Origin of the sequence: Microbacterium lacticum, assembly GCF_006716815.1 — a bacterium.
GTDB lineage: Bacteria > Actinomycetota > Actinomycetes > Actinomycetales > Microbacteriaceae > Microbacterium > Microbacterium lacticum.
Genome location: NZ_VFPS01000007.1, coordinates 68180 through 91714, shown reverse-complemented (window position 1 = coordinate 91714; position 23535 = coordinate 68180). Strand labels below are relative to the sequence as shown.

The following is a 23535-nucleotide window of genomic DNA, read 5'->3' as shown; positions in this document are numbered from 1 at the left end:
TACGGGGATGTTTCTAGTTTACGGGTATGAAGTTGTGTGTCACCGGGGCGGCGGTGATGGATGCCGGGGCCGGGGCCTCGGCATCCATTCGCTCACTCGCCCTTGCTCTTCTGGACGATCTCGTCCGCGACGGCCCGCGGGACCTCGGCGTACGAGTCGAACTCCATCGAGTAGACCGCGCGACCCGAGGTCTTCGAGCGCAGGTCGCCGATGTAGCCGAACATCTCCGACAGCGGGACGAGGGCGCGGACGATCTTGATGCCCGAGCCGTCCTCCATCGACTGGATCTGGCCACGACGCGAGTTCAGGTCGCCGATGACGTCGCCCATGTACTCCTCGGGCGTGCGCACCTCGACGGCCATGAGCGGCTCGAGGATGGCGGGGTTCGCCTTGCGGACCGCCTCCTTGAAGCCCATGGAACCGGCGATCTTGAACGCCATCTCCGAGGAGTCGACGTCGTGGCTCGCTCCGTCGAGCAGGATCGCCTTGACGCCCACGATGGGGTAGCCGGCGAGCACGCCGACGTTCATCGCGTCCTGGAAGCCCTGGTTGGTGGGCTCGATGTACTCGCGCGGGATGCGGCCACCGGTGACCTTGTTCTCGAACTCGTACGTCTTGTCCGCCGTGACCTCGAGGGGCTCCAGCGCGAACTGGATCTTGGCGAACTGACCCGAACCACCGGTCTGCTTCTTGTGCGTGTAGTCGTGACGCTCGACGGCCTTCTTGATCGTCTCGCGGTACGCCACCTGCGGCTTGCCGACGTTCGCCTCGACGCGGAACTCGCGCTTCATGCGGTCGACGAGGATGTCGAGGTGCAGCTCGCCCATGCCCTTGATGACCGTCTGACCGGTCTCGGGGTTGAGCTCGGTGCGGAAGGTCGGGTCCTCTTCGGCGAGCTTCTGGATGGCGACACCCAGCTTCTCCTGGTCGGCCTTCGTCTTCGGCTCGATCGCGACCTCGATGACGGGCTCGGGGAACGTCATCGACTCGAGGACGACGGGCGCGGCCGGGTCGGCGAGGGTGTCACCGGTGGTGGTGTCCTTCAGGCCGATGACGGCGTAGATGTTGCCCGCGGTGACCGCGTCGACCGGGTTCTCCTTGTTGGCGTGCATCTGGAAGATCTTTCCGATGCGCTCCTTCTTGCCCTTGGTCGAGTTGATGACCTGCGCGCCCGAGTCGAGGTGACCCGAGTAGACGCGGATGTAGGTCAGGCGGCCGAAGAAGGGGTGCACCGCGACCTTGAACGCGAGCGCCGCGAACGGGTCTGCCGCGTCGGGGTGACGCTCGATGACGATCTCTTCGTCCTTCGGGTCGTGCGCCTCGATGGCGGGCACGTCCAGGGGCGACGGGAGGAAGTCGACGACCGCGTCGAGCATCGGCTGCACGCCGCGGTTCTTGAACGCCGAGCCGCAGAGCACGGGGTAGAGCTCGCCGGCGACGGTGAGCTTGCGGATCGCACCCTTGATCTCGGCGACCGTGAGCTCCTCGCCACCGAAGTACTTCTCGAGCAGCGCCTCGTCGGTCTCGGCGACCGTCTCGAGCAGCTTCTCGCGGTACTCGGCCGCCTTGTCGGCGAGGTCTGCGGGGATCTCCTGGATCTCGTACTTGGCGCCCATGGTGACGTCACCCTTGGCGTCGCCCGGCCACACCAGCGCGCGCATCTCGACGAGGTCGATGACGCCGACGAAGTCGTTCTCGGCACCGATCGGCAGCTGCAGCACGAGCGGCTTGGCACCCAGGCGGTTCACGATCGTGTCGACCGTGAAGTAGAAGTCGGCACCCAGCTTGTCCATCTTGTTGACGAAGCAGATGCGCGGCACGTCGTACTTGTCGGCCTGACGCCACACGGTCTCGGACTGGGGCTCGACGCCCTCCTTGCCGTCGAAGACGGCGACCGCGCCGTCGAGGACGCGCAGCGAGCGCTCCACCTCGACCGTGAAGTCCACGTGACCGGGGGTGTCGATGATGTTGATCTGGTTCTTGTTCCAGAAGCAGGTGACGGCGGCGGACGTGATCGTGATGCCGCGCTCCTTCTCCTGCTCCATCCAGTCGGTCGTCGAGGCGCCGTCGTGGGTCTCGCCCAGCTTGTGGTTGACGCCCGTGTAGAACAGGATGCGCTCGGTCGTCGTCGTCTTGCCGGCATCGATGTGCGCCATGATGCCGATGTTGCGGACCTTGTTGAGGTCGGTGAGCACTTCTTGTGCCACGGGGTGTCCTTACGTGTAGTGACGAATGTCGTGGGGCGGCCGGTCGGGGGTCTCCCGACCGGCCGCCAGAACGCTGATTACCAGCGGTAGTGCGCGAAGGCGCGGTTCGACTCGGCCATCTTGTGGGTGTCTTCGCGGCGCTTGACCGCGGCACCCAGGCCGTTCGAGGCATCCAGGATCTCGTTCTGCAGACGCTCGGTCATCGTCTTCTCACGACGGCCCTTCGCGTAGGAGACGAGCCAGCGCAGCGCGAGGGTGTTCGCGCGGTGCGGCTTGACCTCGACGGGCACCTGGTAGGTCGAGCCACCGACGCGGCGGCTCTTGACCTCGAGGGTCGGGCGGACGTTGTCGAGCGCCTTCTTCAGCGTCGCGACGGCGTCCTGGCCGTTCTTGGCCTCGACGCCCTTGAGGGCGTTGTAGACGATGGCCTCGGCGATCGACTTCTTGCCGTCGACGAGAATCTTGTTCACCAGCTGGGTGACGATCGGAGCACCGTAGACCGGGTCGTTGACGACGACGCGGCGGGGTGCGGGTCCCTTGCGAGGCATCTCACTCAGCCCTTCTTGGCGCCGTAGCGGCTACGGGCCTGCTTGCGGTTCTTGACGGCCTGGGTGTCCAGGGCGCCGCGAACGATCTTGTAACGGACACCGGGGAGGTCCTTGACACGGCCTCCACGGACGAGCACGAGCGAGTGCTCCTGCAGGTTGTGGCCCTCACCGGGGATGTAGGCGGTGACCTCGGTGCCGTTGCGGAGCTTCACACGGGCGACCTTGCGCATCGCCGAGTTCGGCTTCTTGGGCGTGGTGGTGTACACGCGGGTGCAGACACCCGCCTGCTGCGGGTTCGCCTTCAGGGCGGGCGCCTTGGTCTTGGTGACCTTGGGCGAGCGACCCTTGCGAACCAACTGCTGAATGGTTGGCACGTTCTCTCCTTCTCGGCTGCGGATCCCTCTCAGGCCCCGCAGGTGCTGCACGGTGACAGCGGTCGTGGTTTCACCACAGATCCACCGGCTCAGCGGGAGTGCGCTGTGCTTTTGCGTGTGTGCGTTTGCGCGGTTCTTGCGTTTTCGCGTTTTCGCGTGGTGGATATGCCGTGGGGGCGACCTGTTCGCAGATCGATCCCTGTCGTGCGGTCTGCCGCTGCTCATCCGATGCCGAGGCACAGCACAAGCGCGTGCAGACGCACACCCGCTCAATACTACGCCGTATGACGGATGCGGGCAAACGGTGGGGACTGGGTGGTTGGGGGTGGGGTTTGGGGTGTCGGCGCGGGCGGCGGCGGGGGCGGCGACTTGTTGGCAGTCGTTGCGGGGTCACGCCCGTCGAGGCCGCCACAAGTGGCGAGGAGTTCGCCGTGGCGGGCTGTGTCAAGCTGCGTGGAGTCGCTCGGGCTCGGCTTTGGCATCGTCGGTCGGCTTGGGGAGGTTGATGCCGACGATGTCGGCGGGTGCGGGCGTGTGGGGCGGTCGACGGAATCGCTCGGGATGCTTGTCGTAGTACGCCTGCTGGGTCGCGTCGCGTCGGTTCCAGGCGTGGTGCCAGGTGCCGTCGTGGACCTCGTTCGGGCTGAACAGGGCGATGCCGGAGTGCTTGTGGTTCTGGTTGTACCAGGGGACGTACCACTCGACGTAGGCGCGCGCCTGTTCGATGGTCGCGAAGGTGCCGGGGTAGTTCGGCCGGTACTTCATTGTCCGGAACTCCGATTCGGAGAACGGGTTGTCGTTGCTCACCCGGGGCCGGTTGTGTGTCTGCGTGACGCCGAGCTCACTGAGGAAGTCCTTGAGCGCTCCGGAGCGCATCGCAGGGCCGGAGTCAGCGTGGACGGCGTCGGGTATCCCATGCCGACCGAACGCGTCCTCGAACATCTCGACGGCGAGGTCGTCGACTTCGCGTTCCTCGACGCGGCAGCCGACGAGCTTGCGGGAGAAGATATCGATGATCGAGTACGCCTTGAACGCGACGCCGCGCCACGGGGTGCGCAGGTCGGTGATGTCCCAGCTCCAGACCTGTCCCGGACCGGTCGCTTCCAGCACAGGCGCTTCTCGTGGTGGCCGGTCGCTGTTGCTGCGCCGGGTTGGGGCGACGGGGCGGGCGGACTGATCCTCGATCTCGGCCGCGATGCGCCACCACGAGCGGCGTGAGGCGAGCATCACCCCGTCATCCCACGCGGACGCGAACGAGTGATCGACCGCGTGCCCTTCGGCCCAGCCCGCCGTGATCCTGCCGGCGATGACGGCGCGGTCGGTCTCGCTGATGCGTGACGGGTATGCCCGCTCCTTCTGCGGGACGGGATCCGCGACGCGCTCCCGAGGACGCGTCCGGTAGTGCCATGTCGACCTCGCGACGCCGGCGATCTCGAGTGCGCGACGCTGCGACCCAACGGCCGCTGTCAACTGTCCGACGAGGTCGTTCTCGGCGTCGAGGAATCGGATGGATCGTTCGTCGGCTGGTTCACGGCGGGCTCTTGCTCGCTCATCTGATGCAAGAGCCCGATAGCTTTTCCCAGGGTCTCGATAGTCTGCTCGAGTTCACGCACGCGGGCTGTCAGCCGGGCGACCTCCGCCTCCTGCGCGGCGCGTTCACGGGCGCGTTGCCGCTCGATGCCGGTGCGCTTCTCTGGTGGGGTCACCACTCCACCTTCTCGCGGGATCAGTCCACGGTCGAGATCACCGTCGAACACCGCCGACCGCCACCGCCGGAGCCGGTCATACGAGACTCCCTGCTCCTCAAGCCAGAACGCCTTTTGTCCATACGGCTGGATCTCGTACCGATGCACGAACTCACGGATCTGCTCCGTCGAGAACCCCGGACTGATCGACATACCCGCCAACTCCCTCACTGATCATGAATGACTCACGACCAGCTTGGCGAAGAGGGTGGCATCCAACTTGTGGGCAGTTGTGGCGGGGTGCGAGCCGGTGAAGCCGCCACGAGTGTCAAGGACTTCGCGCGGGTGGGCGGGGTGGAGAGGCGACCACGACTGACCCGGAACAAGCGATGGATGCCACGGCGCCTCCTCCACAGGGCGGCGATTCGCGGAACTGTCCACACATCGGGGTTCCGCGCATCCACGGCGCAGTGCGCGCGGGCAAGGTGGGGCCATGTCCCAGCCGCCGAGCCCCTTGCCCGCCTCGCTGGTCCGCGCGCGGGCGTTCACGGTGCCGGCCGCACTCGAGGCGGGCGTCTCTCGCTCACGCCTGCGGTCGCGGGATCTCGAAGCACCGCACCGCGGCGTGCGGCAGCGACGGGAGCCCGAGGCATCCATCGTCTCTGCGCTCGCCGTCGAAGAGCCGGGCCACCGGGACCGGCTGGTGCGCGCCGAGGTGCTCCGCCGCGTCGCGGGATTCGAGCCGCTGCGATCGGCCGGGGCGTTCTACACGGGGCGGACTGCCGTGGCGATCTATGACCGACTCTTCGACCACGACCCTGGGCTGGCGCAGCTCGAGGTCGCGGTGCTCGCGCCCGGTCGGGCGCCGCGGGTGGCGGGTGTGCGTGGCATCCAACTCTCGTCCACACTCGCGACGGTGCGCGATGTCGGAGGCCTCCCCGTGGTGAGCCCCGCGACGGTGTGGGCCGGGTTCGCGGGGCGGCTCGACGTGCGCGGGCTGGTGCGGTTGGGCGATGCCCTGGTGCGCGTGCCGCGGACGACAGGCGGGCATCCTCGACCGGATCTGCAGCTCGCGACGATCGCGCAGCTGCGTTCGGCGGCGCAGGCGCCCCACCGGCGCGGGCGGCGGGTGCTTGACGAAGCACTCGGGTTGATCCGCGTCGGGAGCATGTCGCCGCTCGAGACCGACGTGCGGTGCGACATCGTCGCCGCGGGGCTGCCCGAGCCGGTGCTCGACGTCGAGATCCGCAACGGCGCCGGTCGCCTGGTCGGGATCGCGGACGCCGCGTTCCCCGATCGTCGCGTTCTGGTCGAGGTCGAGGGGCAGCAGCATCGCGTGAGCCAGGCCCAGTGGGAGCGGGACATCGAGAAGCACCATGCCTACGCGGCGCTCGGGTGGGAGCTCGTCAGGATCACGGGCACCGCGCAGCGCGCCGGCAGGGTCGCCCGCACGATCGGCGATGCGCTCGCCCGCCGGATGCGCTGACGGGGCGGGGGTGGGTGGGTGGGCCGCGGCTTGTGGGGGTGTGTCGCGGGGCCCGCGAGTTGTTGGCAGTTGTGGCGGGGTTGCGGGGCGGGAGGGGGCAACAAATGGCTAGGAGTTGGGCGGCGGGATGACCCGGGGACAACTTGTTGGCTGTTGTGGCGGGGTGGGCGCGCGGGAGCACGCAACTGATGACCAGGAGTTGGCTGGCGGGGGTGTCGGCAGGGTCAACGTGGGACTTGCTGGCTGTTGTGGCGGGGTCGAGGCGCGGGAGCGCGCAACAAGTGACCAGGGGTTGGGCGGCGCGGATGACCCGGGGGCAACTTGTGGACAGTTGTGGCGGGGTCGAGGCGCGGGAGGGGGCCAACAAGTGACCAGGGGTTGGGCGGCGGGATGACCCGAGAGCAACTTGTTGGCAGTTGTGGCGAGGTCGGCGCGCGGGAGGGCGCAACGAGTGACCAGAAGTTGGGAGGGGTGGGGGCGAAGCGGCGGCGCGGGGTGGGTCAGAGGGCGATGCGGCGCAGGTGGAACTCCTCGTCGCCGAGGAAGAACCGCTCCCCCGCATCCAGTTGCCCGCCCGCCTCGACCTCGACCTCGTCGCCCATCAGGGTGCGCACGAGCACGCCGTTGGTCGATCCGAGGTCGGTGACCACCCACGCATCTCCGCGCAGCTCGATACGGGCGTGCGTCTTCGAGACGGTGCGCGCGTCGCCCGGCACCGCCACCAGCTGCGCGGTCGGGTAGGCCGCGTCGCTCGCGGGCCGCCGGCCGAGGATGACCACGGTCGCGCTGAGGAGGATCGGCGACCCGGATGCCGGGACGAGCTCCCACACCGGACGGACGTTCCGCCGCGCGATCACGGTCTGATCGAGCACCTCGTCGTCGCCCGCATCGTCGTCGCTGGCACTGGACGCCCGAGCGTCCGGGCGATCGTCGTGCGGCTCGAGCTCACCCGATTCGTTGCGGCGGTGCTGAGCCGACACCGCACCGACCGCGGAGCGCGGCGCGCCGGCGCTCGGCGAACCCACGACCGCCGACACCTCGCCGGAGAGTTCGGGGAAGGCATCCGGATCGTCACCCTCGTAAGTGCGACGCGCCCGCGCCGGTTGCGCGAAGATCGCCGCCGCCGGCGACGCGCCGGGCGCGGTGCTCTCGCCGCGGGTTCGGCCGCTCTGGCCGCCGTCGAACTCGGCAGAACTCGGCGAATCCGGGGTGACCGGCTCGACCGGTTCGGCGCGCCGAGCGGCGGGCACCCGCGTGACCGGAGGCGGCGGAGGAGTCGCCGCGCCCGCAGGTCGCAGACCGGGAACGAACGCGATCGGCGCGCCGGGACCGGCGGCGCGCGCGTCAGGCGCCGGACGCGACCCGGCGCGCGACGCATCGGGGGCCGTCGTCCCTGCGACACCGCTCCTCCCGCCGGTCGTTCCGCCGGTCGTGCCGCCGAGTCCGCCCAGGTCGCCCATGCCGCTCACCGGCGGGGCGGCGTACGGGCCGCCGCCGGCGGGGCTCGGCGGGAACGGCGAAGGGTAGATGGCCGAGACATCGTCGATCTCGGACGGCCAGGCGGCATCACCGTCGTCGAGCGCGTCGACGTCGTCGACCGCACCGTCGCGGGCCGGATCCCCGGCGACGGTTGCGCTCGGGGCGTCCCCGGCGCCGGGCCGGCTCGACGACGCGAATACCGGCGCGGCGTGAGCCAGGGAGTCTCCCACCAGGGCAGTCGTCGACGCGGCAGGCCCCGATGCGGCAGTCCCCGATGCGGCAGACTCGGGTGCCGCCGAGGGGTCCGGTGGCACGGATGCGGCGGACGGACGCGAGGGGATGTCCGAGACCGCCGCCGCGGGCGACGCAGACGTGGATGCAGAGCCCGAGGCTGCGGGCGCGCCGTCGGCATCGCGATCGGAGCGTTCGGGGGTGTGCGGCGTCGTGTCGGGCGGCGTCCACGCCGAGGCGGGGTTCGACGCGGCGGGTGGGGCGAAGGGCGCCGGGGCGGAACCGGAGGGTTGCGCGGGCGCAGGGAGGTCGGGATGCACCGCGGAGCCGGGGGAACCGGCCGGACCGGCCGCGGGCGCGATGCCCCCAGTCGAGGCACCTGCGGCAGTCGAGGCGCCGCCGGCCCAAGCGCCGACCGCGGGCGCGACGCCCCCGGCCCAGTCCCCGGCGCCGGGCGCATCGGTCCACGGTTCCGGTTCACGATCCGGCGCAACGGACGCCGCCGGCGCGGCCGCGGCCCTCGCAACCGCCCCGGCCGCGCGCGCACCGGCGACAGCGCCAGCCGGACCCGCCGGCAGGGAGCCCGACCCCGCCGACGCACCCCCGCGCCGACCCGCCGCACGCGCGCCGAGCCACCGCGCGGGGCCGAAGCCCAGGATGCTCGCCCACACGACGAACAGCAGCGCCGCGAGCACGGTCATGCCGTTGCCGTACCCGAATCCGGGGTTGATCCGGTGTGCCGAGATGACGACGAGCACGTACACGACGATCTGCGCGACGGGGACGAGCGACAGCAGCACGAGCCACGGGTTGAAGCCGCCCCACTGCAGCAGCGTCGCCGTGTTCAGGAACGGCACCCAGGCCTTCCACGGCTCCTCACCCATCTTGCGGAACATCGCCGACACGGCGAGCGCCGTCCACACGTAGAGCGCGACGGTGAGCACGACGGACAGGAGCAGGAGCAGGGCGGCGAGCGACTCGTCGGGTGTGTTCATGCGGTGCGCCGCGCAGCATCGTCGCGCGCGCGGCTCCCCCTCTCGGTGTCGGACGGGCTCTCGGTGGCGGGCGGCCGCGTGCGGAGCCCTCCGGGGACGAACGATCTCAACGATACGGCCGCGCGCACCCGCTGCCACCGCGTGCCCGCGAAAGCCTGCCGCTCGGCGTCGACGATCCGCCAGAACTCCGCCGCCTCGTCCGCGGTCGCGGGCTCCGCGGCGAAGACCGCCGCGTCGGCCCCGTCGGCGAGCCGGCGCGCGCCCGGGGCATCCCACGCCTGCGCGATCTCGACCCGGGTCGCGGCCGCCGGGGCGCGCCGCCCGGCGTCGGCGGCGGCATCGAGGTACTCATCCCACCCGCCGGCGATCCGCTCGCGCGGGTCATCCGCACCGCGGCGCGAGCGGCGACGCAGCGACTTGACCAGGATCACGAGCAGGAAGGGCCCGACGAGCACCGCGGTGACGGCGAGGACGACGCCGGCCACCCGGAGCGTCGTCCACAGCCAGCTGAGGTCGACCTCGGCGGGGCGCTCGGTCGTCGCGGCCGCGTCTTCCTGCGCGGGCTTGGGCGGGGGCGCCTCATCGACGCTGTCGGGGCGCACCTCGGTGCCGATCGTCGGGTCGGGCTGCGCCGTCACCTCACGGCTCGGCGGCTGCACGTGCTGCGGGGTCGCGTCGACCGGGATCCACTCGCCGCGATCGCTGCGCACCTCGACCCACGCCGACAGGTCGGCGCCGCGGCACGATCCGTCGCGGCACACCGAGACCCCGGCATCCGTCGACGCCGTGCGCGTCCCGACAACGATCCGCGCCGGAAAGCCCAGTTCGCGCGCCATCAGCGCCACCGCGACGGAGAACTGCTCGTCGTCGCCGGGCGCCGCGACGAAGTTGCCGGATGCCTCGGCCCGCGGATCCTTCTCCCGATCGAGCAGCGCCGTGAACAGCTGATCGATGCGCGCGAGCGAATGCCCCGCCGCGCTCGGCACGAAGGTGTCGACGCGGGCATCCGCCATCCACGCGGTCTGCGCGTCGGTCAGCGCGTGGCTGAGGTAGCCGCGCTCGCGCAGCAGCGCGACGAGGCCCGCGAGGGCGGCCCCGCCCGTGCCGCCCACGTGCGCCTGCATCCAGGTGCGGAGGCTCGCCGGCGCGGCGACCGAGTCGTCGATGCCGCCGTCGCCCCCGGCGCCGCCCGTGCCGCCGGGTGCCGTCGCGGCGGCGAGCGCCTCGGTGGGTGTGACGGTGGCCTCGAGCCGGTAGGCGTCGCCCGCCTGCCATCCGGTGGTCTGCACCGCGGCGCCGAGCTCGTCGTCGACGTAGAACCCGTCGACGAGCGCGGCGGCACGCGTGCCCTCGAAGCGCACCGCGGTGAGCGCGCCGGCCGACGGCATCCAGATGCCGTCCAGCACCCCGACCACGATGTCGGCGTCGACGCGCTCCCCCGCTCCGGCCGGCCGCGCGGAGGCGACGCGCACGAAGCTCGACGCGTCTCGCCCCGCACCCGTGCGGAAGACGGCGCCGTCGTAGCTGTCGAGCACGGCCAGTCGGATGCGCTCGGGCACGTCCTGCCCCGTCGCACTGAACAGCAGCTGATCGTGCGCGGCGTCGGTGAACATCGCGCGGTAGGCGGCGAGCGGGCTCACCGCGCGCGAGATCTCGAGCCGCGGCCCGGTGCTCTCGCGCAGCACGTCGCGCGGGAGGGACGCCGCGGCCGTCGGCACGGCGAGCGCGATGACTGCGGCAGCGGCGACCATGCCGACGCCGATCCCCGAGCGGCGCAGGTCGGCCCCCGAGCCCGCGCGCGCCCGGCGCACGCGCACGCCGCTCGAGCGCGCCGCCGTGCGGAGCGCCGCCACTCGCGCGTCGCGGGCCCGCCACGACAGCCACAGCACGCCCGCGGTGAGCGAGCCGAGCCCCACCGCGGTCTCGACGGGGGCGGACAGGGTCAGCGCGCCGAGCGCCACGGGCGCACTCACCTCGGTGCGGCCGAAGAGCAGCCCGAACCCGATCATCGCGATGCCGACCGGCACCGCCAGCGAGGCGACCGCGTCGGAACGCCAGGCGAGCAGCAGCAGCACGGCCGTGCCGACGAGGAAGACGACGAGCGCCGGCACCAGCAGGTTGCGGTAGGAGCCGACGGGCAGCTCGACGGTGAGGAGGTCCTTCCACCCCACGACGAGGCCCGCCCCCAGCTCGCCGAGGCCCTGCACGAACGCGGCCGGGTCGGTCATGCGCCCGGGCACCGCGAGCGGCACGCCCACGACGAGCAGCGTCGCCGCGAGCAGCCCCGCGCACGCCCATCCGCCGCCGCGGCGGAGCGCCGGCACGAAGGTCACGAGCGCGGCGACACCGGCGCCGAGAGCGGATGCCACGACGACGAGCACCAGGAACGCCGACGACCGGTAGATGGGCCACGCCGCCACCGCGGCGAGCACGACGACGACGGCCGCGTACAGCGATCCCGCGACGATCCGCCTCATGACGACGCCCCCCGCAGCAACAGACCCGCGAGGTCGTCGAGCGTGCCGACCGTCACGACGGTCAGGGCGCCGACGACCTGGGTGCGCGGATGGGCGCGCTCGTCGCAGACGACGGCCACCACCGAGGCATCCGCCGGAAAGGCCAACGCCGCCTTCCGGAGCGCCGCGAGGCCCACGTGCGACCCCGTGACGAGCACCGCGATGGACAGACGCTCGTTCGCCTCGGCGGCGAGCCGGCACACGTCGGCGAACGCCATCGTGTTCGCGAGCCGGTCGACGCCGCTGAAGCCGTCGAGGAGGGAGCGGGGGCTCCCCGTCGGGATGTGCCGGATCGCGCGCAGGCGACCGCGGACGACGCGCGGGATCTCGGCACCGACGACGATGTCGAGGTCGCGCGCGTCGTGCACGGCACGGACGGCGAGAGAGGAGGCGGCGCTGACGGCGAGCTCGAACTCGCCGTCGGAGCCGTATTCCGCGGCGGCGAGGCCGAGCACGACCGCCATGCGGGAGCGGCGCGACTCCTCGTACTGGCGCACCATGAGGCGCCCGGTCTTGGCGGTCGACTTCCAGTGCACCTGGCGGCGCGAGTCGCCCGGCGCGTACTCCCGGATCGCGTGAAAGGACATATCGGCGTCGACGAGGCGCGTCGTCGGGCTGCCGTCGAGATCGCGGATGAGGCCCGCGCTCGAGGAGGGCACCGGCACCGTGCGCGGATGCACGTACAGCTCGTGGGCGTCGTCGAAGGCATGCTCGCGCCGCAGCAGCCCGACGGGGTCGGAGCGCACCGTGGTCGCCGGCCCGATGCGCACGATGCCGCGGGGCTGCGGCGGCAGGTCGAGCACCTGTTCGGAGACCGCCCCGGCGCGCAGCAGCGGCACCCCGAACTCGACGAGGCCGGCCCCGACGGGCACGTCGATGCGGCCGGGGAGCGCCGCTCGACGGCCGGCGTTTCGCACCGTCACGGTGGCGCGCACGCCGTGACCGGCGACGATCCGCTCGTGACCGAGCGCGAGGTGGACGTCGTAGGTGCGCGACTGGAAGAGGAAGGGCACGCTGAGCGCGAGGAGCACGATCGCGGCGACGCCGGCGACGATCGCCTCGACCCAGCCGAAGGCGAGCCCCAGCACGAGCCCGACCGTCGCCGCGGCGAGAGCCAGGGCGCCCGCCGGCCGGATCGTGCGGCCGCACCACCGGAACGCGGTGATCAGGGCGGCACGGGTCGCCGTCCAGGCCCGCGAAGCGCGGACCGCCGCTCCGACGAGCGCCCGTCCGCGCCCCGAGGTCACCTCGGTGCGCTCCCCCGTGAGGGTGTTCGCCGAGGTGCGGGTGAGGCGGGTGTCGCCGAGGGTCATGGCGCGTCTTTGCGGGTGGGTGGGGCGACGTCGAGCAGCACCTGACCGATGACGGCCTCGGCGGTGACGCCGTCGAACTCGGCTTCGGGGTGCAGGATCAGCCGGTGCGCGAGCACGGCGACGGCGAGCCGCTTGACGTCGTCGGGGGTGACGAACGTGCGCCCCTGCGCGGCGGCGCGCGCGCGGGTCGCGCGCGTGAGGGCGAGAGCGCCGCGAATGCTGACGCCCAGGCGCACCTCGTCGGCCGACCGCGTCGCATCGACGAGGCGCGCGATGTAGTCGAGCACGAGCGCGTCGACGTAGACGTCGGCGGCGAGCTCGGCCATGCCGGTGAGGGCACCCGGCGTGATGATCGGGGCGAGCTCGTCGATCGGCGTGGCGGCCTGGCCGAGGATCCGCACGGTGGCGGCGTGGTCGGGGTAGCCGAGCGAGGTGCGCAGCAGGAAGCGGTCGAGCTGCGCCTCGGGCAGGCGGTACGTGCCGGCCTGCTCGACGGGGTTCTGCGTCGCGATCACGAGGAACGGCTTTCCCACCGAACGGGTGACGCCGTCGATCGTGACGTGCCCCTCCTCCATTACCTCGAGCAGCGCCGACTGGGTCTTCGGGCTCGCCCGGTTGATCTCGTCGGCGAGCACGATGTTCGCGAAGATCGGGCCGGCGTGGAAGGCGAACTCGCCGGTCTTCTGGTCGTAGACCGTGATGCCGGTGATGTCGCCCGGCAGGAGGTCGGGGGTGAACTGGATGCGTGTGCTCGTGCCCTGCACCGACTGCGCGACCGCGCGGGCGAGCGAGGTCTTGCCCGTGCCGGGCACGTCTTCGAGCAGCACGTGGCCCTCGCTGAGCATCGCGGTGAGCACGAGCTCGACGACGTGGCGCTTGCCGAGCACCGCCCGCTCGACGTTGTCGGCGATGGCGGCGAAGGTCTGCGCGAACCAGGTGGCCTGTTCGGTGGTGATCGTCATGGGGTGGTGGCTCCGTCGGTGGGGGGAACGGGGGTGCAGCCGGCGGAGAGGGGCGCGGTGGCAGCGTCGAGGTTCCAGCCGGTGCGCGCCCAGTCGACGATGACACGGATGCCTTCGACGCGGCTCGCGGTGGCGGGAACCTGCCAGGGGTCATCGCCCGGGTCGAGGCGCGCCCCGGCGGCGTCGTAGTACGCGATGTCGGCGGTGTCGAACGTGAACCGCGCCCGGTCGCCGGTCGAGCGCCCGTCGGCCGTGAGGCGGGTGCCGCCGGTGCAGGCGCCGAGCGACCAGGTGGCCTGCACCTGGGTGGGCGCGCTGCCCGGGGCGGGAGTGACCGCGCCCCACTCCGACTGCCACCACCCCGACACGTGCTCGTACCGCACGCGGATGCCGGGGTCGGTGTCGAACACGCTGCTCGGCAGGCCCGAGAACACCGCGACGTTCTCGTTCGGCAGCACTTCGGGCGAGGTGGGGTTCTCGTCGATCGTCCAGTTCGCGCGGGCACCGCCGACGTGCGCGGTGGGCCCGACGACGAAGGTGTAGCCGCGCGGCGCCGCGGTGCTCTGCACGGCGCGCACGTCGGCGTCGACGGTCGCGCGGCCGAAGAGTGTGCCGCCGAACCACGCCTCCACGCACAGCGTGAACGTGTAGACACGGCCGTCGAGGAGCCCGCGGAAGACGGCGCGGTCGCCGCCCGCGGTCGCGCGGCAGGTCTCCCCCACCGCGACGATGCCGTACCGGGTCGCCGCGCCGTCGCCGCCGGGGCCGGCGGTCGCCGTCGCGGTGATGTCGACCCGGCCGCCGCCGACGTTGACGGGGGTGAGGGTGAGGACGGGGTTCGTGGGCGCACCGACGCCGTGCGCCTGCACGACGACGGAGCCGATCGCCGGGCCGCCGAGGCCCGGCGGGGCGTCGAACCGCGAGACCGGCGACACGGTGACCGGGGTCGTCGTATTCGCCCCGACGCGGAAGACGGGCACGGTGACGGTCGTCTGGTTCGTCGCGACCGGCACCGTGATGCTCTCCCCGACCGGGCTCGAGATCTGCAGGGCGCTCGTCGCGGCAGCATCCACCCCCGCGAAGGTCAGGGTCGCGACCCCGCCGTCGGCGCCGGCGACGGCGGGCACGGCGCTCGCCGAGGTGGGTGTCGCGGGCGGGTCGTAGGCCCACGCGGTCGTGGCGACCGCCGTCTGCGACGGACCGACGGCGTTCACCGAGACGACCTCGTAGCGGCGCTGCTCGCCGTTCGGGGCGGCGAGCGCGGGGCAGACCCCCTGCGGCGTGCAGGTGGTGACGCGCTCACCGCCGTAGCGCACCTCGAACCCGGTGACGGCGGGGTACGAGGTCTGCGCGGGACCGGGGTCGACGCGCAGCGTGAGGCTGCCGTCGGCATAGGCCGACTGGGAGACCGAGGCGGGTGCGCGCGGGAAGCCCTGCAGGTCGATCGTGACCCCTCCGTCGCGCGCGGCCGCGCTCTGCCGGCCCTGCGCGTCGCGCACGGTGAAGCGCGCCGAACAGGTCACCCCGGGAGCGTCGGCCGTCCAGCTGGCGATGATGCTCGAGGGTCCGGCGACGGCGAACGACACTCCCGTGCAGGAGCTCGTCGGCGTGACGGCGACGACCTGGAGCGGCGTGCCGGGCAGCGGGTTGACCTCGCCCGGCGCGCCGACGACGTCGACGGTGCACGACGCGCCCGACGCCTGACTGCAGGTGCGGGTGGTCTGGCCGCCCTGGGGCAGCGTCGAGGGGGCCGCGCCGACCCGCAGCGTGATACGCGCCGGAGTGACGCCGGCGTGGCTGGTGACCTCGACCATCACCCCCTCCACCGCGCCCGGTGCGGCGGAGTCGGCCGCGCGGACGGTGAGCTGCGACCCGTCGAGGCTGAGGGCGAAGGATGCCGGGGAGCCCGTCACCCGGTACTGGATCGCCTCGGCGGGGCCGCGCCACGTGGTCATGGCGGTGAGGTCGTACACGTGGGTGTCGCCGGGCGCGATCTCGAGCGAGGCGGGCGCGAGCGTCGGCTGCGGGTCGAGCGGGGTGATCGCGACCGGGATCGCGAGCACGGTCCACGCGCTGCCGCCCACGAGCCGCACCGGCACGAGACAGGCGTCGGTCCACGGGGCGCCGCCTCCGGCGGTGTACCGGACGCCGGTGCCGGTCGTCGGGGCGCAGACCGCCGCGGGCCTCGCCCCGGAGGCGCGCACGTCGGCGGCGCCGATCTCGAGCGTGCGGCCGCGCGGCACGGCGACCATCGCCGCGATGTCGGCCTCGGCCTGCCCGTTCTCTGCCGCGACGATCGGGGAGACGCCCGCGCGCAGCGACAGCGCGCCCTCGCTCGCCGCGGGCACCCGCACGAACGCGTAGGTCGTGACGGGGCCCGATGCGCTCTCGCCGGTCACCGAGAACGGGATGAGCCGCGCGGCGTCGCTCGGCTCGGCGCGCACCCGGCTGCCCGAGACGCTCACGCCCTCCGGCGATCCCCACAGCCCGACGACGAGATCGCTCGCGTCACCGCCCGACCACAGCACCTTGCCGCGCAGCACATCGACGCCGTCGGCGAGGTCGTCGCGGTCGGCGGCGGTCAGCACGGTGTCGGCGACGACGGGGAAGTCGGGCACGCGCTGGGCGACGACCTTGACGACGATGAGCCCGCGAGCGGTGTTCCCCGACGACGATTCGACGTCGTAGAAGAAGGCCATCGTCCCGGGATCGGTGCCCGCGGCGATCGTCACCGTGTCGTCGGTGACGCTCTGGATGCGGCTCTTCAGCCGGGCGTACTCGTCGGTCGGCGTGCCGTCGAGGGCGAGCTCGGGCGCGTCGGGACGCACGGCGGCGAGGGTCAGCGAGCCCTGCGTCGGGTCGATGTCGTTCGCGAGCGGATGGACGCGGATGACGTTGCCCCCGCCCGCCTGCACGTGCACGTAGTCGGTGTAGGTGACCGGGCTCGGATTCGCCTCTCCGCTCAGCACACCCACGCGCACGGTGCCCTCGCCGGTCGCGCCGAACGCGTCGACGACGCGATAGGTGAAGGCATCCTGCCCGCTCACCCCGGCGATGCTCGTGTACACGATCGAGGTGCCGTCGGCCGAGATCGCCGCCGACCCGTGCGCGGGCTGTCCGACGATGCTCTCGAGCCGGACGACGTCGCCGTCGGGATCCATGCCGAACCCGTCGAACGGGATCGTCGTGGACAGCCCGCTCCCGACGCGGCCCGACAGGCGGCGCGGCAGCGGGTCGCGGTTGGCGTCGGGCGCGGTGACCTGCACGCGCACGGTCGCGACGTCGCCGAGGGTGGGCGATCCGGTGGTGAACGCACGGTACGAGACCGTGTACTGGCCCGCCGTCTCGGGGGCGAGGTAGCGCAGCACGTCGCCGGAGGCGAAGGCGAGGGCGTCGGGCGTCGAGGACTCGATGGATTCGGGGTCGAGGCGCGGCAGTCCGCCCGCGGCGGCGACGTCGTTGGCGAGCGCGGGGATGTCGATCTGCGAGCCGGCCCGCACGACCACGGCGTCGTCGACGGTGATCGGCGCGGCCTCGCTCGCCGCCGGCAGGAGATACACCGTCGCCTCGCCGATGACGGATGCCCCCGCGTCGGCGGTGCCGTCGCTCACCGTGTACGAGACGGTGCCGAGGAGCCCCGGATCGCCACCGGCCGTCGACCCGGAGACGCGGAGCTGGCTCTGGCCGACGGCGTCGCCGGTGAGCGACGACCCGCTCGCGGCGTGCACGACGACGTCGCTCAGAAGCAGCACCCGGCCGGTGGGGTTCGACACCGCGGCGAGCACGTCGACGGTCGCGTCCGCCTGGGGACGGACGAACGCGACGACCGGCGCGGTCGCCAGCTGCGCCGGCGCGTCGGCGGCGAGCAGGGTGATGCGCGCCGTCCCGGTGGCCTCGCGCCCGTCGGCCGAGACCGTGACCGCCACGCGGTAGGTGCCCGCCGCCGTGGCGGCGAAGTCGAACTGCGTCGTGCCGCCGACCACCGTAGCCGTCGCGGCGGCGTCGTCGAGCACGCGCGCCGACGAGAGGGTCACCGACCCGGCCGTGCCGGTCACGTGCGGGGCGACGTCGATGCTCACCCGCGAGCCCGCCGTGTCGACGACGGCGAACGACTGCACGCGCGGCTGCGCGTCGCCGCGCACCCGCACGGAGAGCGTCTTCGTCGTCGTCGCCCCGCGCGCATCGCCGACGGTGAGCGTGATCGCGGCGAGCTCCTCGCCCCCGGCTCCGGAGTCGGAGTGCTGGTAGACGACGGTGCCCTCGGGCGTCGCCGCGACCTGCCCGAGGGCGGTGTCCTCGGTGGCCGACAGCAGGATCACCGGGTCGCCCTCGGGGTCGACCCAGTCGCCGAGCACCGGCACGCTCACGGTGCCGCCGGGCGCGACCTCGGGCTGCGGCCACTCCTGCTGGCATCCTTCGACTCCGCACCACTGCGGCGCGGAGTTCTCGTCCTCGCCGGCGACGCGGAGCGTCACGGTCGCGGGCTCCGACAGGAGGCCGTCGGGGGTGGTGCCGTCGCTCACGGCGTAGCGGAAGCTCGCCGACCCCGAGGCATCCGCCGCGACGCGGACGGCGAGGCGCTGCCGGTCATCGGTGAGGGTGAGGGTTCCGAAGGCGGGATCGAGACCCTCGACGGATGCCGGGTCGATCGTGAGCACGTCCTCGTTCGGGTCGTGGTCGTTGAGCAGCACCGGCAGGGTCACGAGGGCGCCCGCGCGCACGCCGAAGCTGTCGGCGACGGCGACCGGAGGCCGCGGGTCGATGACGGCGGGCGGCTCCTGCTCGGTGGTCTGCGGCGCGGTCTGGACCGGCGCGTCGAGATCCCAGTCCTGGCTCGACGGCACGAGCGCACCGTCGGGAACGCGCCACACCCAGCCGGAGCGGGCGTCGTTGAGCACGAGCCCGTCGCCCGCGTCGACGAAGACCGGACGGCGCTGGGTGGGGAGGGTCGCGCCGGCGTAGTCGAGGGTCACGTCGCCGGAGGCGGAATCCCACAGGATGCCCGGACCCTGCCCCTCGGGCAGCCAGGCGGCGTGCACGACGCCCGCGCGCACGACGGGTCGCGCGGGCGCGCCGCGAGCCGTGGTGCGGTCGCCGAACACCCGCTCGGCGGGCGTGTTCGCGGTCGGCACGCGCACGAGACCGGTCTCGTCGGCGAGGTACACGGCGTCGCCGTCGGGATCGGTGCGCGAGACCGACACCGTGCCGTTCGTCCCCGCCGTCGCCGACTGCGCGCGCGACCAGTACCTGCCCGTCGCGGGTTCGACGAGCACCCACTCGTCGCCGGCCGCGGTGAGCACGGGCGAGGCCGCGTCGGCCTCGACCCGGTCAGTGCGCTGCACGGAGTTCGACGCGATGTCGACGCGGATGACCGTGCCCGCCTCGGCGGAGTAGCTGAAGAGCTCGCCGCGGGCGTCGACCGCGATCGCGTCGGAGGTGGCCGTCGGGGCCGAGGCATCCGACGACCCCGTCGACGCATCGCCGGTCGGATCGACCTGAGCGAGCGAGCCCGTCGACAGTCGCCCCGCGAACACGGCGCCCGCGTCGGTGCGATACGCGACGTAGTCTCCCGCCGTGTCGACCTCCTGCGTGCCCGGGGGCGACGCCTGCGCGCTGCGGAGGCCCTCGGCGTCGAGATCGACCGGCACCGCGTCGTCGATGCGCACGACCTTCGCGTCGCTGTCGGTGAACATGTACGAGCCGGTCGGCGTCGCCACGATGCGGCTCGGATTGCTGACCGTGCGGACGGTGTCGAGCTCGTCGATCGCGGTGTTGACACGCGCGTAGCGCAGCCCGTCGGCCTGCAGCACCCACGCCGTCGTGTCGCGCGGCGGCGTCTGCTGCGCGTCGAGACCGGGCCACACCACGCTGATTCCCGCGATCACGGCGACGACGGCGCCCGCCGCGATCAGCGCCGCGACGGTCGGGGCGACGCGCCGTCGCATCAGCGCAGTCCCGCCCAGAGCAGGGCGACCACCGCGGCCACCACCACGACGGTCACGACCCCCGCGACCACCCACGGCCATACCCGTCGCGGCGCCGGGGGCGGCCCGCTGATGCTCGAATCCTCGTCGCGGCGCAGGCGCGTGGCATCCGCCGGCTCGCCCGTTCGGCGGCGGCCCTCGTGCGCGACGCGGCTGCGCACCGGCCCGCGCGCGGTCGTGTCGGCGAAGTCGACGCTCGCAGCGGCGGGCATCCATTCCGTCGCGGGCACCTCGAGCGGCGTCGGGGCGAGCTGCTCGGCGCGCTGCACCTCGCGCACCGCCTCACCGAACTCCTCCGCCGTGCGGTAGCGGCGCTCGGGCCCGCGGGCCATCGCGGTCGCGAGCACCTGCTGTAGCGCGTCGGGCACGTCGTCGCGCGCGATCGGCACGAAGGTCGCCCGGGCGATCCGCCGCCGCATCAGGTCGCGCGTGTTCTGCCCGCGCTCGCGACGCTCGAACGGGCTGTGCCCCGCGAGGAGCGAGTAGACCGTGGCGCCGAGGCTCCACACCTCGCTCGCGACGGTGCCGCCGGTCTGCTCGGCGACCACCTCGGGCGCGCTCCACGGGATCGACATCGCGAGCACCTCGGCACCCTCCGAGCGCACGAGGGTCGACGAGATGCCGAAGTCGGCCAGCACCGCCGACCCGAAGGTCGTCACGAGGATGTTGCTGGGCTTGATGTCGCGATGGATGAGCCCCGCCCGGTGCGCCGACTCGAGCGCGCCGGCCAGGCGCACGGCGATCGCCATGACCTCGTCGACCGGCATGCGCTCGATGCGGTAGCGCTGGGCGAGCGAGCCCGGGCAGTACTCCATCACGATGTAGGGGCGGCCGTCGGCCGAGATGCCGGCCTGGTAGACCGTGACGATCGCGGGGTGCGCCGAGAGGTGGGCGAGGACGTCCGCCTCGGCGTTGAACATGCGCAGCAGGTCGGGGTCGCGCTCGTCGGCGGGCAGCACCTTGACCGCCACCTGACGGCGCGGCATGTCCTGCTGATAGAGGAACACATCGGCGAATCCGCCCGAACCGAGCGGGCGCACATAGTCGAGGCCGGGCAGCAGCGGCGGCGCGGAGGGCAGCCTGCGCGTCATAGCACCCCCAGCCCTCTGATGTTCTCGCCTCCGGCCTCTTCGAAGACCCGGTAATGCTAACAAAACGGCGGTCGCCGCCTCGCCCCGCGAGGCGGAGGCGGGTCGCCGCTACGGCTCGGTCAGACCCGGGTCGCCGTTCGGGTCGAACGGCGCGTCGAGCGAACGCGTCAGCTCTTCGAGCATCGCCGCGATCTGCGGCTCGACGTACTGGCCGACGGCCGCCTGGATGCGCAGGCGATGGTGCAGCAGCACGGCGCACACCTCGCGGCCGATCAGGTTGGCGTAGTCGTCGGCGAGCCCCACCTCCTGCCGCAGCGCCGCCTTCGCCTCGTCGGTGAGCGGCGGAAGCTCGGGGATGTCGGCGTCGACCTCGGCGGCGAGGCCGCCGATCGTGAACAGGAACGGCGCACCCGGCACCGGGTCGGGGTCGAGCGGCAGCCCCTCGAACTCGGGGTCGAGCCCCTCGCTCGGACGGTAGCTGCGGGCGCGGTTGCGCGCGGCCTGCTGGTCGAGCTCGGCCTGCAGCATCGGCAGGTTCCGCGACGTGTACTCGGCGACCGCGTGGTCGATGATCGTCTTCACGCGGGTCGACAGCCCGTGCTGCACCCCGTGCGGGACGTCGGCGCCGAGGCCGGCGGCGGACAGCACGGGCGACCCGATGCAGCGGCGGCAGGGGGCCACCCGCCCGCGGTGGGTGGCCGGCTCCCATCGGGGCAGCCAGCGCAGCCAGGCATCCACTGCCTGGCTGACCTGGGTCTCGACCGACCGCTGCTCCACGGCTCCATTGTCGCCCGTGCGGCGCCGATCCGCCGGGATTTCGCGAGATTCGGCGGCGGGCGCCGCCGACGAGCGCGCGGCCGACCTCAGTCGGGGCGCGGCCGACCTCAGTCGGAGCGGTCTTCCCAGGGCCAGCGCGGCCGCCCGGCGCGGGTGCGCACGAGCGCGACGGCGGTCCAGCCGGCGACGAGGGCGGTGGATGCCAGGACCACCGCGAACCACGAGGTCGCGAAGGCGCCCGCGGCGGCGAGCGCGCGCGCGAGGTCGATGCCGCCGAACATCGCTCCGACGAGCAGGCCGAGGAGGTAGGCGAGGAAGGTCGCGACGACCACGAGGACGACGCCGCCGTAGCCCGGTTCGGGGCGCCGCACGACGGCCCATGTGGCGAGGACGAAGGCGATCACGGCGAACGCCACCGCGAAGGCCCCCGGGAGCGGGCCGAGCCCCGGCACCGCGACGACCTCGGCGCCGGTGAGCAGGCTCAGCATGCCGAACCCGGCGATCAGTAGCGCGAAGAACCCGATCGTGCCGAACGCCAGCGCGACCGGCGGGGTCACGCCCGGACGAGCGTCAGTCACGATCTTCCGCCGGTGCCCGGAGTCAGGATCGCGCGGATGGTGCGCCTCGGATGCTCGTGCTCGCCCGTGTCGCGCTCAGCCCTGGTGGAGGCGTGGGCCGGCCTCGAGCGTGCGCTCGTATTCGCGCTGCGCCTCGCGGTTCAGCTCGCTCACGCGCTTGCCGCGCGCGGCGACCCAGCCGCCGAACCAGATCGTCAGCTCACGCCCGAGCACGAACGCGACGATCGCGAGCGGCGCGAGCAGCTGGCCGCGCACGACCTCCTCGCCCTGGCTGGCGGTCAGCTGCCAGAACGGCGCCTGGAAGAGCTGACCGAGGAGATGTCCGCCGTAGGAGGCGAGCCCGACGAAGAGACCGAAGATGACCCAGTGCGCCCAGCTGCCGCGGTTGATGATCGCGCCGAGCAGCCAGAACGCGAGGTAGAACACCACGACGGGCACCCAGAACCACCAGGAGCCGAGTGCGGCGAGCGCCTCGGTGCCGACGTTGGCGCCGGTCACGTCGCCGTCGAGGGCGCGCAGGCCCAGCGCAGCTGCGAGGTAGAGGATGCCGAAGACGACCGCGGCGAGCAGACCGATGAGGCCCGCCGCGGCACGGTTGCCGCGCGGACGCGGCGCCTCGGGCGCCTGCACGAAGATCGGCTGCGGGGTCGAGGTCTCGACGACCGGCGTCACGACGGGCGCGACGACGGCGGGGGCGACGACCTCGGTGGCGGCGTCCTGCGATGCGGCGGGGGTGACGACCTCGGTGGCGGCGGCGGAGGAGTAGTCGCCCGAGGAGTACGCGCCGGGCGTGTACGTCTCGTCGACCGGGTCGTCGGCGTACAGGCTGCCCGCGGCGGGCGCGGCGGGCGCGGCGGTCGTCGCCGGCTCGACCGGGTGCGCAGCCGTGGCGTCGTGCGCAGCCGTGGTGTCGTGCGCGGCGGAGTCGTGGGCGACGGTGGCGTCGTATCCGGCACCGTCGTCGACGGCGCGCTCGTGCGCGGCGGCCTCGCCCGGAGTCACGTCGCCCTGCGCCGCCTCGCGCGAGGCGGCCTCGGCGTCGGCCAGGCCCTCGTGGGCGCGCGCGACGGCCTCGTCGGCCGACGTCGCCTCGCCGTGCGCGGTGCTGTCTTCGACCGGCTCGCCGTACTTGTGGTCGCTCATGGCGTGTGCTCCTCACGCGGGGCACGTGCCGCCGCACAGTGAGCGTAACGCGCAGGTCCCGCCGCGACCGGGAGGCACCGCGCCGTGTCTGCGAGGAAGGGATGCCCGCGCCACCGCGCCACCGTGTCACGCCGGGCGAACCCGGCCCCGCTGTCTATCGTGGAGG

The 23535-nt window shown here is 72.9% G+C and carries 15 protein-coding genes; 1 reads left to right on the top strand and 14 read right to left on the bottom strand.

Annotated features, from left to right (window positions below; translation table 11 throughout):
- Nucleotides 1-92: 92 nt before the first annotated feature.
- The 5 genes from fusA to FHX68_RS14270 form a co-directional block, all read right to left on the bottom strand.
- Nucleotides 93-2207, bottom strand: coding sequence for an elongation factor G (gene fusA / locus FHX68_RS14290; protein ID WP_141380859.1), 2115 nt, complete (start codon nt 2205-2207; stop codon nt 93-95).
- A 77-nt stretch (nt 2208-2284) separates the two neighbouring features.
- On the bottom strand, nt 2285-2755 hold the full coding sequence (rpsG, locus tag FHX68_RS14285; protein WP_018187368.1) for a 30S ribosomal protein S7: 471 nt from the start codon (nt 2753-2755) through the stop codon (nt 2285-2287).
- Nucleotides 2756-2760: 5 nt separating this feature from the next.
- Nucleotides 2761-3129, bottom strand: a complete 369-nt coding sequence (gene rpsL, locus FHX68_RS14280) for a 30S ribosomal protein S12 (protein ID WP_018187369.1) — start codon at nt 3127-3129, stop codon at nt 2761-2763.
- Between the two features lie 444 nt (nt 3130-3573).
- Complete coding sequence (locus FHX68_RS14275) at nt 3574-4599, bottom strand: DDE-type integrase/transposase/recombinase (protein WP_141920125.1); 1026 nt, start codon at nt 4597-4599, stop codon at nt 3574-3576.
- A complete protein-coding gene (locus FHX68_RS14270; RefSeq protein ID WP_141381664.1) occupies nt 4596-5027 on the bottom strand; it encodes a hypothetical protein in 432 nt (143 codons plus the stop codon). Before FHX68_RS14270 ends, FHX68_RS14275 begins: the two co-directional genes overlap by 4 nt.
- Nucleotides 5028-5307: 280 nt before the next feature.
- On the opposite strand from FHX68_RS14270, the gene FHX68_RS14265 reads away from it, so the two are divergent.
- The gene (locus FHX68_RS14265; RefSeq protein WP_141380752.1) at nt 5308-6300 is read left to right on the top strand and encodes a PDDEXK family nuclease; all 993 of its coding nucleotides are present in this window, start codon (nt 5308-5310) and stop codon (nt 6298-6300) included.
- A gap of 500 nt (nt 6301-6800) precedes the next feature.
- On the opposite strand, the gene FHX68_RS14260 is transcribed toward FHX68_RS14265, so the two are convergent.
- The 9 genes from FHX68_RS14260 to FHX68_RS14220 all read right to left on the bottom strand — a co-directional run bounded on the left by FHX68_RS14260 (nt 6801) and on the right by FHX68_RS14220 (nt 23369).
- Nucleotides 6801-9005, bottom strand: a complete 2205-nt coding sequence (locus FHX68_RS14260; RefSeq protein WP_141380753.1) for a DUF5684 domain-containing protein — start codon at nt 9003-9005, stop codon at nt 6801-6803.
- Nucleotides 9002-11482 carry a transglutaminase TgpA family protein gene (locus FHX68_RS14255; protein WP_141380754.1) on the bottom strand — a complete coding sequence of 827 codons (2481 nt, stop codon included), beginning with the start codon at nt 11480-11482 and terminating at the stop codon, nt 9002-9004. Before FHX68_RS14255 ends, FHX68_RS14260 begins: the two co-directional genes overlap by 4 nt.
- Complete coding sequence (locus tag FHX68_RS14250) at nt 11479-12834, bottom strand: DUF58 domain-containing protein (RefSeq protein WP_141380755.1); 1356 nt, start codon at nt 12832-12834, stop codon at nt 11479-11481. Before FHX68_RS14250 ends, FHX68_RS14255 begins: the two co-directional genes overlap by 4 nt.
- A complete protein-coding gene (locus tag FHX68_RS14245; RefSeq protein WP_141380756.1) occupies nt 12831-13796 on the bottom strand; it encodes an AAA family ATPase in 966 nt (321 codons plus the stop codon). Before FHX68_RS14245 ends, FHX68_RS14250 begins: the two co-directional genes overlap by 4 nt.
- A complete protein-coding gene (locus tag FHX68_RS14240) occupies nt 13793-19741 on the bottom strand; it encodes an Ig-like domain-containing protein (protein ID WP_141380757.1) in 5949 nt (1982 codons plus the stop codon). Before FHX68_RS14240 ends, FHX68_RS14245 begins: the two co-directional genes overlap by 4 nt.
- On the bottom strand, nt 19741-20871 hold the full coding sequence (locus FHX68_RS14235; RefSeq protein ID WP_141380758.1) for a serine/threonine-protein kinase: 1131 nt from the start codon (nt 20869-20871) through the stop codon (nt 19741-19743). The genes FHX68_RS14240 and FHX68_RS14235 overlap by 1 nt, the downstream gene beginning before the upstream one ends.
- 108 nt (nt 20872-20979) lie before the next feature.
- The gene (locus FHX68_RS14230) at nt 20980-21648 is read right to left on the bottom strand and encodes a spermidine/putrescine ABC transporter substrate-binding protein (RefSeq protein WP_141380759.1); all 669 of its coding nucleotides are present in this window, start codon (nt 21646-21648) and stop codon (nt 20980-20982) included.
- Between the two features lie 107 nt (nt 21649-21755).
- Complete coding sequence (locus tag FHX68_RS14225) at nt 21756-22226, bottom strand: DUF6121 family protein (protein WP_229661538.1); 471 nt, start codon at nt 22224-22226, stop codon at nt 21756-21758.
- A 75-nt stretch (nt 22227-22301) separates the two neighbouring features.
- Nucleotides 22302-23369, bottom strand: coding sequence for an ABC transporter (locus tag FHX68_RS14220; protein ID WP_141380761.1), 1068 nt, complete (start codon nt 23367-23369; stop codon nt 22302-22304).
- Nucleotides 23370-23535: the final 166 nt, after the last annotated feature.